The sequence below is a fragment of the Pasteuria ramosa genome (assembly GCF_056496785.1).
The window spans coordinates 34,669-52,032 of record NZ_CP143099.1 but is presented as its reverse complement, the minus strand read 5'-3'; the positions used below and the strand labels follow the sequence as shown (position 1 = coordinate 52,032).

Annotated in this window: 16 protein-coding genes, 3 tRNA genes and 1 pseudogene; 12 read left to right on the top strand and 8 right to left on the bottom strand. The window is 28.2% G+C overall.

Going from position 1 to position 17,364, the window contains the following annotated elements:
- The first annotated feature begins 5 nt into the window (after positions 1-5).
- The 3 genes from VS182_RS00315 (at position 6) to VS182_RS00305 (ending at position 289) form a co-directional block, all read left to right on the top strand.
- Positions 6-82: transfer RNA gene (locus VS182_RS00315), tRNA-Asp, on the top strand.
- A gap of 30 nt (positions 83-112) precedes the next feature.
- Positions 113-185 (top strand) — tRNA-Ile (locus tag VS182_RS00310).
- A gap of 32 nt (positions 186-217) precedes the next feature.
- Positions 218-289: transfer RNA gene (locus VS182_RS00305), tRNA-Val, on the top strand.
- Positions 290-396: 107 nt separating this feature from the next.
- Here VS182_RS00305 and VS182_RS00300 read toward each other — a convergent pair.
- A complete protein-coding gene (locus VS182_RS00300; RefSeq protein WP_479484573.1) occupies positions 397-1,008 on the bottom strand; it encodes a hypothetical protein in 612 nt (203 codons plus the stop codon).
- Between the two features lie 362 nt (positions 1,009-1,370).
- Entirely contained in the window at positions 1,371-3,521 is a 2,151-nt protein-coding gene (locus VS182_RS00295; protein ID WP_479492587.1) for a hypothetical protein, read from the bottom strand.
- 1,825 nt (positions 3,522-5,346) lie between these two features.
- On the opposite strand from VS182_RS00295, the gene VS182_RS00290 reads away from it, so the two are divergent.
- From VS182_RS00290 to VS182_RS00275, 4 genes are all read left to right on the top strand, one after another.
- On the top strand, positions 5,347-6,144 hold the full coding sequence (locus VS182_RS00290; RefSeq protein ID WP_479492586.1) for a M23 family metallopeptidase: 798 nt from the start codon (positions 5,347-5,349) through the stop codon (positions 6,142-6,144).
- Positions 6,145-6,252: 108 nt separating this feature from the next.
- A complete protein-coding gene (locus tag VS182_RS00285) occupies positions 6,253-6,348 on the top strand; it encodes a hypothetical protein (protein WP_479484570.1) in 96 nt (31 codons plus the stop codon).
- Positions 6,349-6,498: 150 nt separating this feature from the next.
- Entirely contained in the window at positions 6,499-6,624 is a 126-nt protein-coding gene (locus VS182_RS00280) for a hypothetical protein (protein ID WP_479492585.1), read from the top strand.
- Between the two features lie 821 nt (positions 6,625-7,445).
- Complete coding sequence (locus tag VS182_RS00275) at positions 7,446-8,732, top strand: hypothetical protein (RefSeq protein ID WP_479492584.1); 1,287 nt, start codon at positions 7,446-7,448, stop codon at positions 8,730-8,732.
- 882 nt (positions 8,733-9,614) lie between these two features.
- Here VS182_RS00275 and VS182_RS00270 read toward each other — a convergent pair.
- The 4 genes and pseudogenes from VS182_RS00270 to VS182_RS00255 all read right to left on the bottom strand — a co-directional run.
- A pseudogene (locus VS182_RS00270) lies at positions 9,615-9,737 on the bottom strand (IS701 family transposase); the annotation flags it as partial.
- Between the two features lie 84 nt (positions 9,738-9,821).
- On the bottom strand, positions 9,822-9,944 hold the full coding sequence (locus tag VS182_RS00265) for a hypothetical protein (protein WP_479488709.1): 123 nt from the start codon (positions 9,942-9,944) through the stop codon (positions 9,822-9,824).
- A gap of 381 nt (positions 9,945-10,325) precedes the next feature.
- Entirely contained in the window at positions 10,326-11,399 is a 1,074-nt protein-coding gene (locus tag VS182_RS00260; RefSeq protein ID WP_479492583.1) for a hypothetical protein, read from the bottom strand.
- A 933-nt stretch (positions 11,400-12,332) separates the two neighbouring features.
- Positions 12,333-12,728 (bottom strand): DUF1885 family protein, encoded by a 396-nt coding sequence (locus tag VS182_RS00255; RefSeq protein ID WP_479484567.1) that lies wholly within the window; start codon positions 12,726-12,728, stop codon positions 12,333-12,335.
- Between the two features lie 160 nt (positions 12,729-12,888).
- Between VS182_RS00255 and VS182_RS00250 the strand changes: the two genes are divergently transcribed.
- The gene (locus tag VS182_RS00250) at positions 12,889-13,188 is read left to right on the top strand and encodes a DUF3055 domain-containing protein (RefSeq protein ID WP_479484566.1); all 300 of its coding nucleotides are present in this window, start codon (positions 12,889-12,891) and stop codon (positions 13,186-13,188) included.
- 133 nt (positions 13,189-13,321) lie between these two features.
- On the opposite strand, the gene VS182_RS00245 is transcribed toward VS182_RS00250, so the two are convergent.
- Complete coding sequence (locus VS182_RS00245; protein WP_479484565.1) at positions 13,322-14,872, bottom strand: aminotransferase class I/II-fold pyridoxal phosphate-dependent enzyme; 1,551 nt, start codon at positions 14,870-14,872, stop codon at positions 13,322-13,324.
- Positions 14,873-15,250: 378 nt separating this feature from the next.
- Here VS182_RS00245 and VS182_RS00240 point away from each other — a divergent pair, with 378 nt between their 5' ends.
- The 4 genes from VS182_RS00240 (at position 15,251) to VS182_RS00225 (ending at position 17,008) form a co-directional block, all read left to right on the top strand.
- The gene (locus VS182_RS00240; protein ID WP_479484564.1) at positions 15,251-15,421 is read left to right on the top strand and encodes a hypothetical protein; all 171 of its coding nucleotides are present in this window, start codon (positions 15,251-15,253) and stop codon (positions 15,419-15,421) included.
- A 107-nt stretch (positions 15,422-15,528) separates the two neighbouring features.
- Positions 15,529-16,410, top strand: a complete 882-nt coding sequence (locus tag VS182_RS00235) for a deoxyribonuclease IV (protein ID WP_479484563.1) — start codon at positions 15,529-15,531, stop codon at positions 16,408-16,410.
- The gene (locus VS182_RS00230) at positions 16,403-16,669 is read left to right on the top strand and encodes a YlaH-like family protein (protein ID WP_479484562.1); all 267 of its coding nucleotides are present in this window, start codon (positions 16,403-16,405) and stop codon (positions 16,667-16,669) included. The genes VS182_RS00235 and VS182_RS00230 overlap by 8 nt, the downstream gene beginning before the upstream one ends.
- A 57-nt stretch (positions 16,670-16,726) precedes the next feature.
- Complete coding sequence (locus VS182_RS00225) at positions 16,727-17,008, top strand: hypothetical protein (protein ID WP_479484561.1); 282 nt, start codon at positions 16,727-16,729, stop codon at positions 17,006-17,008.
- Here the strand turns inward: VS182_RS00225 and VS182_RS00220 are convergent.
- Positions 16,996-17,208: a DUF2197 domain-containing protein gene (locus tag VS182_RS00220; RefSeq protein ID WP_479484560.1), complete on the bottom strand. Its 213-nt coding sequence runs from the start codon at positions 17,206-17,208 to the stop codon at positions 16,996-16,998. The genes VS182_RS00225 and VS182_RS00220 overlap by 13 nt on opposite strands.
- Positions 17,209-17,364: the final 156 nt, after the last annotated feature.

Genomic DNA, 17,364 nt, shown 5'->3' with positions numbered 1-17,364 from the left:
ATCGTGGAGCTGTGGTGTAGAGGCCCAACATGCCTGCCTGTCACGCAGGAGATCGCGGGTTCGAATCCCGTCAGCTCCGCCATTTTTTTATTTAATATGTTGTTTTTTGTTTGGGCCCATAGCTCAGTCGGTAGAGCAGTCGGCTCATAACCGATAGGTCACAGGTTCGAGTCCTGTTGGGCCCATTTTTCGTGTGTATATAAATAATTATGATAGAGGATGGTTAGCTCAGGGGGAGAGCGCTTCCTTGACACGGAAGAGGTCGTAGGTTCGATTCCTATACCGTCTATTTTTTTAGTGTTAATTAATAAATTTTGATATTAAAAACATTCTACTATTATAGTGTGTTATAATAATTATAATAGTAGAATGTTTTTTGTTATATTATTTTTTGATTTATTTTTTCGCGGGATTTTTTGAAATCAAAAAATTTATTTGGCATTCATAAAAACACAGTATAATTTCTGTTTTAATATAACCGATATCTATAGATGAGAAATTTTTGGCGATGTCATTAAAAATTTTAGCATCTTCACCTAAAATGTTTTTGATACATTCATGAGCTTCTTTGTCATTGGCAAAATTTGCGTAATTGCTATCTAGGTTAGATGATTCGATATGTTTTACCTTTTGTAAAAGATGAGAATTTACATATGCATTTATTTTTTGTTTTCTAACTAAATTTTTATATAGAAATCTATGAAGATCATCATAAAATTCTTTTGCCGAAAGCTTAGTTTCTAAAGTGTCATAGATCAGACGACTAACTTTTGATCTTGTTGTTTTTTTATGTATCTTTGTATTCGTGTAGGAATGATTTTTATATAAAGGAGTGTATAGAAACCTATGTTTATTAAATCTAAAATAGGTTTCTTTGTTTTTGTTATACTTTGCATTGTAGAAATAATTATCATAGTAATAATTGTCAGATAAATAATTACCATTATAATTATTAGCTAGTATATCTTTTATTTCTATAAATTCTTTTTTAAGTTTCGGTATTTTCATCAGTACTTATCCATACCTTTCATATTTATAACTTATAACCTTGAGTATTTTTTATTTTCCTAATTCGCTTATTAATTTATTTAATAGTAAAATATAGTTTATTATTGATGATAATAAACATTTTTAGCATTTATAATTATAACATCAAAATATTATTATGCCAATAATAATTGTTTAATATCTGTATATTTTATTTAAATCTGTTTAAGTTTATTTTTCATGATTTTATGAACAATAATTTATTATCAAAAAAACTCTTTTTAAAGAGTTTTTTTGATAATTATACCTATAATTGTATAAATTATTAAAAAATTTATTTAATAACAATTTTTTTAATCAATATGATGTATTTTTATATTTTTTTACATATTTGGTTGACGATCTATCAAACAATTAATAACTTCTGCTTTAATATATCCGCTATCACTAGGATGTATATTTTTGGAAATTTCTACAAAAACTTGCATATCTTGACCTAGTATTTGGGATAGACATTTATTAACAGTCCCATTGTGGTTAAATTGAACAAATTCTGCATCTTTTTGTATTGTGATAGCTTGATATGCAATCTTTGGAGGTACATTTATGTTACATATTTTCTTTATATTATTATCCATGCATTTTTTTACATTGTGACAAAATTGATCTGCTGATATTTTGTTTTCAGCAAAATCGCATATGTTGTTACCTATTCTACCAAGCGTCATTGTTTGTATAGGTTTACATCTTTGCACTCTTGACAAAGTTTGTTCTTCAGGGCATTCATTTATAATTTGCGGTTTCTGTTGTATGGTTGGGATGCAACTTTGTTTTTTGATACTTATTGCATTATTATTAGGCAGATTATTTTTAGTTTCTGAAATCTTTTTAAGCTCAAGTCTCAACGCCTCAATGAGATCATCATCGGTTATACTTTGTGTATGTTCCGTAAGGGATTCTTTATTATCTGTCTGTTGAGAGATAGCTGTTAATAAAAGTATATTTAATAAATCAGCATTAGTTGTGTTTTTTTCACTTACAGGAATAGGGTTACTAGGCTGGGGGGGTATTGGAGGAACAGGAACCGGATTTTTAGGTTTTGGATGAGGCTTGTCTTGATTCGGAGGTGTTATATCAGTTGGAGGGGATTGTTTATTATTTGCTATATCAATTTCTATTTTTATGTCTTCTATATCACCGAGATGGAATGTGTCGGGGCATAAATTTCGGAAATTAGTTTTAAGAGATAAATTTATCATATCCTGATCATCAGTATACCAACGATTATGGTAATGTGGTTTTATGATTGATTTTGGTATGCTTATTGTTTTTAATTCAGCTATTGCTTGGGCCATATCTGATAATATTTTTTTATGGTTTTGAATAAAATGAATAATTTCAGTTTGTAAATTTTTATCTTTTGTTAAAGGCATATTAATTACATATTTTTGACCTTGACCCTGTTCTTTTTTCCATGTTATTCCTTTGTTATCTAGTGATTGTGAATTTTGGAAGTGTAATCTTAACTTTTTATTTATTCTACTTAATTTTTTCAGCACGTCAAATAATTCATTTGCCTTAGATGTATCAATATCTTTTTCTGGATCAATTTGCTTTGATCTTAAATCTTCTATGCTAGATTCAAATAAATAAGAATGAGATAAAAACGAATCTATATCACTAGACAAAATAGATCTTTCGCTAGATATACTATCTTCTGATGTTATTGTTGACTGTCGGTTTGTTCTTGCCGTTTTTCTGTTTTCTTCTTTTTGTTGTATTGCTAGGTAACATGTCTGGGTCTTTTTTGTATAATTAGATGGTATATACTTTTCTATGTCTTCTTGGAGATCTGTTTCTTTTAATATTATTTTAAGATTTTTTTTATCATTGAAATTTATGTTAGTATCATCTTGGAGATGATCCCAAGGTTTGTTGGCCGTATTCACATAACTAATACTAGTAGTTATAAAATGCTTTTGGATAGATATTTGTTCGAAATCACTTACTAACATATTTATTTCTGATAATACTTCTCTGAATTTTTCTATTTCATATAAGTATTTAGCTGTAATACAATCGTCATATCCATGAGCAGGGATTTTTAATTTATATCTTGATTCAATACTCGATTTATGTAATTGAATAGTTTGTAAGTGATTGTATTCTTGTGAGTAGTCGAGATCATTTAATTCTTGGCGTATTTTTGATATTTTATTATTGAAATCCTCTAGTTTTGTTTTTATCGCAGTAGCATCAGCTTTATCTTGGATAGATTTATCTGTATCTTCAATAAAGTGTCCTAAATGAAAAGTTAATTTATCACGTATTGATGTTTGGTATTCCACTAGTTTTTTTTGAGTTTGTGATATACGTTCTTTAATAGATATAGTACTTTCGTTTAATGTACTATTGATGTTTGTTGTTTGAGCCTGTGATACAATTATATTATTAGTGCAAACGAATGCACCGCTCATAATAAGTGATGATATTGCGAGTTTTTTCATATTATTTTGCTTTTTATTTGGATCCACTATTTATCACCTCTATTATGTTATTTGCTGCATTTTATTGAAAATTATCTCTTAATTTTATGTTATTATAATTGTAGTGGTTATTTTACATGTATATTTAAACTAAAATATTTTTACATATTATACCACAACATAGGGTTTATAGTTATTCTTTGGAAATCTTTTTTTATTTATGGTTTATGAATATTATTTATTTTTCAATAAATGATCTGTTTATTTTATTTTATTTTTTTTTAATAGTCATACTTATTTTTTTTGTATTTTATATGCATATCTTGTCCGAAAACCATTTTAAAGAGAGTTCAAGAACCTAATCGAAGTCACTACCAGCCATGATATTGTCCGCATTTTTTTGAAATTATAAAGTAAGTGTTAAAATTAAATATATTGCGATGCTGATTCTGGTACAAAATAAAGAGATAAACGCATTTTCCTTCAGTTTGTTTTGTAAAATATATTTAAAACTATTAATAATATATGTTTATCATTGAAATTTTAATATTTATATACTTAAAAATATATAAAAGACATATTTTTTTAATTTTGAGATAAAATTTTAAAAATAACAATCATCTTTCTTGATTTTCTATAGCAGCATTTCCTGAAACGGTTAAGTTTGTTAAGTTATCTCTGGATTTAAAACTAACTATATTATTTATCCATGCGACTTGTCTGGAAATATTCATATGGCTGATTAGTAATGGTCTAATTTAATGCACAAAAATAGCCATTATCATAGTTTTTTGTGCATTAAATTAGATTTTTAAACACTCTTTAACATGGGTTATTGGATAAGCTCATGGGTAATTAAGCAATTGCTTAATTTATTGCCTATATAATAAAGCAAGATAATGATTTCTTAATTATCGAACATGAATCTTGTAGGGTATATAGTTACGCGTGAGAGATTAATAATATTTATAATGCGTCTTTTATTATTTTCTAGGGATATCTATAATTTTTTATATTTTTAAAAAATTAATTATTATTTAGAATCCTGTTATTTAATCCCCATGTAAATTTTTTGGTTTATAGGAGGATTAAAAATAAACTTTATTATTTAACTATAATTTATTTGTTTTTTATCATTTAATTATGTTTTTATCATTAAAAATTAACTTTAATAGATAATAGTATTATATATAAAGTTCAATTAAGTTGTTTTTACTTTCTTTTAAAGAAGAACAAGGGTTTTATTCTCATAAAATGAGTTTTTTTATTTTTATATATGTAGAATTAATTAATTAAATGTAAAATTAAGCAATGCAAAAAGCTGGTCTTATTATTTAAAGAAATAAGTAATTAAAACTTAGTTTTCAAATGAGCTTGTCCAAAAACCCGTGTTACGAATCTAATTGAATACACTCAAAGCTATGATAATGACTATTTTTTGTTTAAATCACATCATCACTAATTGAATGTATTAATATTTCTTTGCAAGATAAATATATAATCTTAAATTGAAAGATATCAATTTATATTTAACAAATATTCAGATTTTCGCTTTTCTTTAATATTGTTTTTTGAATTAAGTTGGTGTATATTGGTTTTATAAAAACAATAAATCATTCATATTTATATATAAATTTTAAATTATATTGATATATTAAATGCATATATTAATAAGTTTAATTTTGATTTTTTAGAGTCAAATCAAAAATGATATTTACATAAGAAAACCTCAGCTGCAATTATTTTTTTACTTATTCAATTATATTGATTTGATATTTTTAGTTTTATTTTTTAACTATTTTAAGCAATTAGTAATTGAGGAATAATAAATAAGACTAATATCAGATATTTTTTTTCGGCATGGAGGTTTCTTATGTTTAAATTAAAGCGTTTATTAATTATTGCTTTAGGTTTAGGCTTGTTTGGATTTTTCGTTTTTCAATTAATAAAAAATAAGGACAAGCTTTTTGGAGATTTGGATTTAGCAGTTAATGAACCTGAGCCTTACATTATTAATATGAAGTCACCGATAGACAATGATCCAATAAATGTAGCGAAAGTTTTAAAACATTATTTTATCAAATCACCTTTATCAGCGGGTGTATCTGTCGATAGTATTAAGGATACACAATTACCTAAAGCTGTTAGATCTTATCGTAATGGGATGCATGAGGGGATAGATTTTTTTCGGGTACCTGATGGTAGGGGTAATGTTCGAGCAGTGACTAAAAGTGATACTGTGATTTCTCCAGGGTATTTTAAGGTTGTGAGGATGGACCGTGATTATAAAGAGCCAGCAACTTCTGAATATCAGCGTATGCTTGATGAAACTTTTGAAGAAAAGATTGATACTTCTAGTAAAAAATATCAAATTATTCTTGATAAATTAAGAGGAAGGTCTGTGTGGTTAAAAAGTAAAGACGGTCGCTTAATATTAAGATATGCACATTTAGATTCTATTAGTTCTAAGATAAAGATAGGTGATATATTAAAACCCGGAACGATTTTAGGAACGGTAGGAAACAGTGGTACTATAGACGGAGTTAATTTTAGAGAGGCAGAAGGTTTGCATTTACATTTTGATATTATTTTAGATAATGCATTTATTTGGACATCTTTTTCACCGCAACAAATACGTGGTATATTAAAAAAAGTTTTAGAAAAAAAATAAGATATATCAATAAAAGATAAAATTTAATTTTATTGACAATGCGGTGTCCTTATTTTTGTTAAGGAAGGTCAAGATATATCTAAAGCAAAAGCTTTTATTTACACAGATATGGAGCTAAGTAATGAAGAAATTCTAAATTATTATTCGAACAGATGGAAAATTGAAACCTATTTTAGAACAGCTCAAAATTATCTTTCTTTGTAAGGATACCAAGTCAGATCTAGCAAAGCTTTAGATCGGTACTTAATTTTACAAATGTTTTTAGCAATGTATTTTATACATAAAGATAATGGTAATCTTCTAAAGGGATTACGTAAATATAAGTCTAAAAAAGAAGCTGATCGAATATAAGATATGATTGATATATTCATTGAATTCTTGACAAAGATAATATCGTATTTAGATATTCCTACACATATATCTGTGAAGCTTATTTTATCACGTGCCAAAAAAAGGATTAAGGCAGCACTAAGTTCCTAATGTTATCAATTTAAAGAGGTAGCCTAAATTTGCAAATACAATTAAAAAGGATAAATATGGTAAAAACCTAAAAAGATTAGGTTTTTTTACCATATATAAATATAATTAAATTCATTATAATAATATAAATATATAGATTCGCTTTTTAGAGCAATTAATCATAAAGCTAATAGATTACTCTAAAAATAAAAACTCTCTTTTGTATAAACAAATAATATTAAAAATTAGATTATAATAAACTTTTCAAGTTAATTTTTGAAAATCAAAAATTATGGTCTATTTTTTTGGCAACAAGTACAGATATAATTTAATTTTTCATAACTAAAAAATGTTAAATTAAACTTACTAATAAAATCACTGCAACAAAATTTACATTTTTTGCTTTTTTCGTAGACATATAATACCCAAAACGCTATACTAATGAAGATAATCAAGCATTAATGATTATTTTCTGTATTTATTTTATAATTTTATTGTATATTTTTATAATTTATAGAGTCATTTATGAATTCGCTGCGAAATAACACGTATCAAGGGGGTGTTATAACTTACATGTATTAGAAAGGTATTTCTGTTCTTATACCTTTTTTCCTTCTTATAATCTAATTTACAATTTTTTATAGCATGTACAGTATAAAAAAATATTTTTTGCTTCTAAATTTTTCTTTGTAAGATTTAAAAAATAACAAAAAGCCAACAATCTATGACTATTCATCTATATTAGCATTTTATTCACACCAAAACTTTTTTAAAATCTATATAATCATTATAAAAACAATTATATTTATATCTAAAATATCATCATCGTAGGGGTGTAATAATTGAAAGATATTAAAACTAAAAAAAACTTAAAAGGAATCTTACTACCTTCATTTTTTATGATAGGAATTACAGCTATTACAAGCAATTGTATATCATCTTTCAACCCATCATTAGCCAATGTTCAATCGGAATTAATGGTATCAGAGGAGGCCAACAATCATATTGATAAATCGCAAAAAGAAGCAGTACATGAAAAAATATTAGCATCAAATACAAAAACAAATGAAGTATATGAAAAAATATTAGCATTAAATACACAAATAAATGCATCATATAAAAAATTAGCAGAAGAATATAAAAAATTATTAGCATTTGAAGTATCAGATGAAGCATATGAAACATTAGTAGAAGAACATGAAAAATTAAATTCAGAATATAAAGAATTAAATTCAGAATATAAAGAATTAATTGTAGCATCATCTCAAGGATCACAAGAAGTAGTTCAAGAAGAATATGAAGAATATGAAGAAGATGCAGAATATGAAGAAGATGCAGAATATGAAGAAGATGCGGAATATGAAGAAGATGAAAAATATACAGTATCATATGATGCACAGGAATATGAATATAAAAAATTAGCAATCGAAGGAAACGCGAGAGAAACAAAACTAAATTCTAAAATTCAAGAAATGAAATTTTCAATTTTACAGGCAAATTTAGATGCAAATCAATTAGTACTTGAAGCCCAAAATATAACAAAAGCAGTACTCGAAGGACAAAAATTATCATTAGATTCAGTAGATGGATTATCAAAGAAATTACGACGACAAGCAGATTTATTAGCAGAAGAAGCAGCAGATTTATTACTAGTAGAAGCAGGTAAATTAGAAGAAGTATTATTATATCAACAAGAAAAAACAAAAGAAGATGACTCATATAGAAAACAACTTATATTAAAAACAAACGCACTACAAGCAGATGAAGCATATGGCACAGAAGTAATAAAATATACAGAAGTGATAGAACTATATGAAAAACTAAAAAAAGAATACGAAGAACTAGAAATATCATCAATAAAAACAGATGAAGAACTAAAGGCATTAAAAGAAAAAGTAGATCAATTACTTAAAAAATTAAGAGAGGAATTACACCCAAAAGCAAATGCAGCATATGAAGCATCGAAAGCAGCTTATGACGAATATATCACAGCATATGAAATATATGAATTAAATACCAAAAGTGCAGGTAAATTAAAAGCATCAGTAGAAAACAAAGGCTTAGCAGAATCATATAAGAATATATATGAAAATATTGAAAAAATGTATAATAAACAAAATCAAAATTAAGTCCATTACTTTTGATTTTCAAAAATTAACTTAAAAAGTTTATTCTAATTTAAGTTTTAATACTATTTATTTATATAAAAGATAATTTAGATATTTTTATTATTATAATAAATTTAATTTTATTAATGTTCTAAAAACAGACCTAAACAGGCTAGGTTTGTTTTTTCCATATTTATCCTTTTGAATTTTCTTTGCAGTTTAGTCTATCTCTTTAAATTGATAACAATAGGACCTTATCTCTGCTTTTAATTCTTTTTTGGCACGTGATAAAATAAGCTTAACAGATATATGTGTAGTGATATATAAATATGGGATTATTATATTTAAATATGAAATGAATATATCAATTATATCTTATATTCGATTAACTTTTTTTATCCTGATATTTACATAATTATTTTAGAAAATTACCATTAATTATATGTATACAGGAATTGTGTCTAAACTTTCATGCAGGGTGTATTTAAGACTAATAAAGTGTCTTAAAAGATGTTATCATCACTACTTTACAATCAATCTCTACAAAAATCTGTAAAAGTAAGGATTAATCTAAAGCTTTGCGTGCTTTGACCTGATATCCTGGAAAAGCAAGATTAACTTTAGTTGTTTTGAAATAGGTTTAAATTATACATCTGTTTGCATAATAATTAATAATATCTTTATTACTTAAATCTTTATCTATATAAATAAAATCTTTTACTTTATCAGAAGATATATCCTGGACTTCCTTAACATAAATAATAACAAAGACCTTTTCACTGTAATTCAGCTTTTCTTCATACCTATACACACGATACTGTTGTTTTCTTCTTTATCAGCACTTGTAACGTCTCAAATATAGTCAAGCTATATGTATGTAACATACACTTAAAAATCAATAGAATGACCATATACACTTCTTTGATCTAGATTAGAATAATGATGATATCCCGCTGCTTGTATAGGGTATTCAGCTGATGATGATGGCTTTGTCTTATGGCATACTGTATCGTCAATTATCAGAAAGTAAGGTTTATTTTTTCTCTTAGCTTGACGAATAAATTCTTCATAAGAGATATTTTTTATAACGTCAACAAGTATTTTTTCATCTTATTTTGAATTAGTCATCATATGTCTTATCTTTGGTCGGCACCTATTATAAAAGCTTTTTTTATGAATATCTGACCAAGTTCCGTTAAAGTTTTGTGACAACATACCATCAATAATCTGCAAAATATGATTAAAAACATATGAAGTAAATTTTTATATTAACCCCAATTTACGAAAAAATTTGACCAAATGAGATTTATTGGTTAACCTACAATTAATAGACATTCTTTATCCTCCTGTTGTGTTTTGTTTTAACACTTACATTCTACACAGGGGATTGAGGAATGTCTATTTTTGTTTGTAAAATCTTAAAATATAATATATTGCAAACTTTGGGAATACAATAACATTTTATTATTTTGATTAATAATTTACATTTTTTTGCTTTTTTTGTATATACGCATACTTAGATATATTTTTATCTTTAATTAATATCACTATACATAAAATTTCGTTTTAAAATAAATACATATCAGCGCTTTAATGATATAAATTGTACTATTTTTATTTACGACTAGGTGATGCATCACCTCTTTTTGGATTAAATGTTCCTATATCATTATCTCCAGATCTTTCTGATTGTTTAGGAGGTGGGGCAGGTTGTGAAGGTTTAGGAGGAGGACTAGATTGTGGTTTTTTATTATTTTCAGGTGAAGGGTTACTTGTGGGTGTTTGAGGATTTTCTGTTCTTGAGTTCATAGAACTTAAAAGCATGGCGGTTACTAGATTATTATTAGTTTTTTTATCCTCCTGTGTTTGTCCAGAATTGACCTGAGTATGTTGATCATTATTTGGGTTTCTATATTCTAGTTTTCCTGGTGTGGTATTTGTGTTAAGTGTAGAGTTATATGAGTAATTTTTGTTAATTGTGTTGGATTTGTATAAACTCACTGAATATTGATTACAAGTTGTTTGAAGTGGCTGAATAGGGGTATCTAATTTACATTTTGGGGTTACTTCATTTTTAGGTTGAATATATACTAGGACTTCGATTGTGTTTTTCATTAGATATAAGTATAATAACTTGAGATTTTCTTCATCAGCAAGTTTGATGTTTTTATTATTTACGACAAATTTTATTTTGTTGTTATTATGATTAATGTATTTTGGAGGGATTTCAATTTTTTTTATTTCATCTATTAACTGATATGTTTTTGCTATTATTTGTTGATATTTTTTAGCCCAGACTAAAAGAGCATTTTCTTCGCAATCTGTTGTTTCTGAATGAAATGTTGTGTTATAAATTAAATTATTTTTAGGATCTATGGACCATTGTATAGGAGTATTTTTTGGCAATGATTTTATTATATATTTAAATTCATTTCTATAATTAGATGTATCTTTTGCCAATGAAGATAATTGCTTTTTAATAGAAGATAATTTGTTTTTTATTTCTAAAGCTTTGTGTTTATCTGTTTTATTGTCTGGTTTTATTTTTTTATTATTTATAAATGAATTTAGCGGTGATATCAATTTGTTTTCTATGTTTATAGAGAATCCGTGTAGGTCTTTTTCGTAAGTTAAAATTTTATCACTTAAAAGTTTGCTATCTATAGTAGTCTTTTGATGTTTTGTCACCTTCTTTTTTGATGCGTATGATATGTTCATATGATTACTCTGAAAAAATAAACTACTTACAAGAAGGGGGCATATTGCGATTATTCTTATATTTCTTTTTATTGTCTTTAGATTCATTATATAAGCACCTCTTGTATATTATTTTATGCGTTTTAAATTGTATATTTTTATTAGTTTAATTATTTTTAGATATTTTTAATTCTTATGTAAAATTTAATTATTTTAATATTTCCGAAACATCAATATAATATATAACTTATATTTTAATTATAACATAGAGTTTTTTTTTGATCTATAATTAAAATACATTTTTTTATGTATTTTTTTGATATATCTAACTCCATAGAATAATTTGTATTTTTGGTATTTATATTTATTTATTATATTTAGGACTTGTCAAGAAATATTAATATAGCCGCTTAGTAATGGTGTAATTTAAACACAAAAATAGCCATTATCATAGCTTTTTTTGCATTAAATTAGGTTCTTAAACACTCTTTAGCGTGGGTTATTGGACAAGCTCTTAGTAAAAGATACCCAATAAATCAAATTAGTAAGATCAAATGAGCTTTTACCAAAAACTATGTAGATTTTAAGGGCCTCATCGAATGCGCTAAAATTCATAATAATGGCTACTTTTTGTTTGAATTCCATTTATTTATTTTTTAAAATAAATACCAAGATATTAATAATATATTTATAAATAAAAAACAGCTTTTATATATCAAAGAATATACAAAGGGCATTATTTGTTTATTGTAAGCTTTTATTAAAATTGTATACATCATAATAATCTTTTCTAATTATCTATATTAGTCTTTTCTTTCACATTTGATTTATGATAATTATAGTCATAAAAATCGAACAAGTACTTAGTGATTATTATCAATAAGTACTTGTTTGATTTTTATTTTATCTATATTTTAGCTCGCTTTAAGAAGGTATGATACGTTCATTTCTTTGGACTAGCGGTGCTTTTAATTTTTTGGCAAGATATTTTGCAAACTCTTGTGCTTTACCTCGATCGCCATGTGTGGCGTTCTTTGGCAATGTTACACGAATTGATTTATTATCATTGAATTTTTCTATACCCATCAACATGCCCATGTATCTTTCTGGTTGTGTTGAGGTCAATTGTAAGTATTCCATTTTTCCCGATTCCATACATTTTATAGTATAAGGGAAAGCGGCTGCTGCATAGTCCCAATTTAATTGTTGTCCTGTGTATTTGAGATTTTGTATGTAACCTTCCAGTATATCGACGATATCATGCAATGTTAATTCTTTGTTGTTTTTATTTTCTAAGATAATCCATGTGCTACGCCCCAAAAAATCACCTCCTGCGATTTTGTTTTCTTAAAAAAATTTTGATTAGCTGATGATTAAGGATTTAATTCATCGCAAGATTAGTTTCGCTGTATTCAAATGAGTATATGTGGAAGAATATAAAATGCCTTGTTAATAGTTTTTTATTAAAGGAGGGAACTTCTTGCGGGAATTTTTATATGATGAATCTGAGGTTGTAAATGTTCGTTTTTTTGGTTTTGCTACAAAAGAAAAATGTTATGATTTAGGTATTGTTTATACTACGATGTTTTTTAATCATCCATTAGTTATTTGTATGCAAACAGGTCGTGTAGCTTTATTAACCAATGATGATATAGAAAACCATAAATATATTAAACATATTTTTGAATTAGAATCACACAAAGAATCGAATGAAATTGTTTCTTTTTTAAAAGGACAATTACCCGAAGCTTCTTTTGTAGCGGAAGTTGAGCTTAATTAATGAGCAACTTTTTTTAATTTCTCCAAAGCGATAAAAACGACGTTTTAGAAAGATCGTTTTTATTGCTTTTTTTATTTCTGTTTTTTGTTATTTATTTTTTTGATTGGAATTGCGTATAAATTATGTCTAATTTTTAATTAGCGATAACTTTTATTTTTTTTAAATCAGGGTCTTGCATACCTTGGACAGGATATCTTTCTTTAATGTGTGTCGTTATATATTCGATGCTATCCCTATTAATAACTTCTCCTGGGAGTAATACAGGTATTCCGGGCGGGTATATCGTAATTGTTTCAGCTATGATGTGTCCTTCAGCCTCCGATAGAGGTATACTATGTGCATGTTTATAAAACGCCTCACGAGGTGAGATCATAAGTTTGGGGATCTTAGGAATGGGGATATGTTTGATTAATTTTTCTTTGCTCTTTGCTATAAATTTTTCAGCTAAATCTTTTAAACTTGTGACTAATGCTGCAATAGTGGTTTTTGTATCTGCCCAAGTGATAATAAAGAGCAAATTATCACGATCGCTCATTTCGACTTCTATCTTGTGATTTTGGCGTAACCATCTTTCAGCTTCTATACCTGTTATCGTTAATTTGTGCAAATTTACGAGTAATTTTGTTTCATCAAGCTCAAAAGCTGCTTGTCCGTCTAAACTGCTCTTATCCATACAGCAAAGTCCATCTATTTGTTGTATCATTATACGCGCTTGACGTGCTAACTTAAGTGCTTTAGCAAGTAAACTTGTGCCTTTTAATGCTAAGTGTTGTCTAGCGCAGTCTAATGAAGCCATTAAAATATATGAAGTGGATGTTGTGGTCAACATACTCATTGTTGTTTGCACTTTGTAGTGATTTATTCTTTTATGTCGTATATTTAATAAAGAACTTTGTGTTAATGAACCACCCAATTTGTGTAAACTTGTTGCTGCCATATCCACATTCGCTTCCATTGAAGAGCATGGTAGATCAGGATGAAAATGGATGTGTGCTCCGTGAGCTTCATCCACGAGGACTAAGATGCCTTTTTTATGTGCACATTTGGTGATTTCTTTGATATTTCCAGCCACGCCGTAATATGTAGGGTGCACGAGGATAATTGCTTTAGCATCAGGATGCTTGTTCATGGTTTCTTCTGCTTGAGCTAAACTTATGCCATGGGCTATACCGAAGCGCGGATCGATGTTTGGTGATACGAAGATAGGATAGCTACCACTTAAAATTATGGCTGATAAAATTGACTTATGAACGTTACGCGGTAAAATGATTTTATCGCCTGGTTGGCAGACAGAAAGGATCATGGTTATAATCGCGCCGCTAGTACCTTGTACGGAAAAAAACGAAGAATCTGCTTTAAACGCATCAGCCGCTAATGCTTGTGCATGAGCTATTGCTCCTTCTGGTTTATGCAAGTCATCAAGAGGCGCGATATTTATTAAATCTATTTCAGCTACTTGTTTGCTCAGAAAATGGCGAAAACCTGGATGCATACCGGCACCTTTTTTGTGTCCGGGAATATGGAAAGGAATTGTTTTTTTTTGGGCGTATGTTAGCAGATGAGTGAAGAGTGGTGTTTCTTTTTGCACACTCACATTTTTTGGAACGGTTCCTTTATGATTGTTGTCTGATGATATTACTTTATGGTCAATGCTCGCAGTCGTTGTGAGTGCCTCTTCCTTCATGCTATATAGGCACATCCTTCCAAGTTGTTATATGGATCACTCTCTATAATTGTTTCTAATTAAAAAATAAGCCAATCGCATTATAGCTATTTATGGTAGTTAAAAGCAATATCTTATGTTTGGATTCTTGTTGATATATTTTCTTTTTCAAAGTTTTTAAAGGATTGTTTGCTTATTTTTGCAATTACTAGCAATGTGCTAATCATCTTGTATCAAGGGTTTACCTAGCTTCTTTCGGGGTAATCCTTTTGTTACTGCCATATATCAAGTGCTGACGGTTTTCCTTTTTCCTGTGCATCATTTTTTACATGTTTTACTAAGACAATTTACATGTTTTACTAAGACAAATGGAAGGAAGGGTGCTGATCTATAAAAAATATGGTCAAGACCAAAGTTGATTTTAATTTGGTTAACGATAAAGAAGTGTTGCATCGCTTAATTGATGATGAATTGATGTTGCTTCATGAGGCTTTAGCAGCAAATGATCAAGAACGTGTGGCGAGTTGTAAAGATCGTTTACTACAATTACATGCGTTAATGCAGAAATAAATAACTTAATTTTTTTGTGTAACAGCCTTTTAATATATAATAGGATGACTTTATCGCGCCTTTCTAAGGCGCTTTTTATTCATTTTTTTAAAGAGGGGGATCTTTAGATGAACATAGGTTGTCATGTTAGTGTTAGTAAAGGTTTTTTACAAGCAGCTAAAAAAGCTCATTCATTAGGAGCTACTGCTTTTCAGGTTTTTAGCAAAAATCCCCGTGGTTTAAGGCCAAAGAAACTTAATCACGAAGATGCGGATTCAGGGAGAAATTTTTGTTCAGAGCATCACTTGACGGTAGTTATACATACGCCTTATATAACAAATCTATCGACGCCTAAAGCTGATTTACAGGAAGTTACAGTAAGATCGATATCAGAAGATCTTAGCATTACGAAAGCTTATGGTGGGCTGGGTGCTGTGGTTCATTGCGGCAAGCATGTGGGTGAAGGTGTTGAGGAAGGCAAACGGCGGATGATTATGACCTTGGATTTGATTATCGAGCAGACAAAAAATATGACTGACATGCCATTAATTTTGTTAGAAAATACAGCTGGTCAGGGAACAGAAATTGGTACGACATTAGATGAACTTGCTGAGATAAGAGCTAAGACATGTGATCCGAGGCGGATTGCTTTTTGTTTTGATACCTGTCATGCTTTTGCTGCTGGATTGTGGCAGAAGTCGACTGTTCTGTCTTTAGTGCAAGAAATGAAGCAGAGTGGTTATTTAGATCATTTAGCCGTGATACATTTTAACGATAGTCGGATGCCTTTTTGTAGTAACAAGGACAGACATGCTAAAATTGGTTATGGGGAGATCGGCGTGCATGCGCTTCATGAATTTCTCATTGAAGGTATTTTTGCTGATATACCTTTTATTTTAGAAACACCTGTTTCCGATGAATCGGAATATGCAAAAGAAATAACTTATCTACATCAAATATATGACAAAAAGCACAATGAGCTTTTGCCGGAGGTGCCAATTTATGAATGAATGGTTACTCAGTTTACCTAATGTTTGGGCTTACTTTTTAATAACGGCTTTTTCGATGTTTATTTACTTGACGCTTTTTGCACAACCCTTGGTTTGGTATCGACAACTTATTGTCTTGCTGATCCTGGTTGTAGGGAGTAGCTTAATCTGGTTTCTTCATATTCTTAAATTTCCTGTATTGGCTGTTTTAACCATAACTTTCACTATTATTGTACTTTTCTGGCTACGAAAAATCTTATTCCAAGTTCGTAAGAAATAAATATCTTTGAATAAAGCTAAATGAAGAGCATATTTTTAGCTAAGGGAGTAAAAAAGGATGAAATTAAACTTTCTTGAGATGCTAAGAGCTTGGGTAGAAGTAAAAGTTCTCTTAGAGTTATTACCTCATCAAGATAAAGCGGCGGAGAACACAGAAAAAATGTTTCGTCAGATGTTAAAAGATCAGCATCAAGTTGATGATCTTTTATTTAAAAAAGATATGTCGCATTATCTTGTTTCTGTTTCAAGAGAAGATAATTGGACAGAACATACTTTTACCACCGAAGAAGCTTACAGGCTTTATGATCAATTAAAGAAAGATGAACGTTATCTATCATAATCACTAATTTTATTATGTTTTAAGATAGACGATCTCTGAGATTTTGATTTATTTATTTTTTTACGCAATAGACTTTTTGTTTTAATACGGTCATGGCATGTGGGACAAAGTACTAATCGATGGGGTTGTTTTGTCAATTTTCTTATAACATGATCATCGGTTATAAATATTTTGTCACAAAGAATGCATGTGATATTCAAACACAAAACCCCCTAATACAATTTTAACAAAAATGTCCATAAAATTTGTTATAAATATCCCTTATTCTGAGGATTAATTTGGTTTTATATACTTTGGTTGCTATTGGTTCCAGCCTTCATTTTAGGTTCATTTTTTAGCTTTATTTATAATTTTCT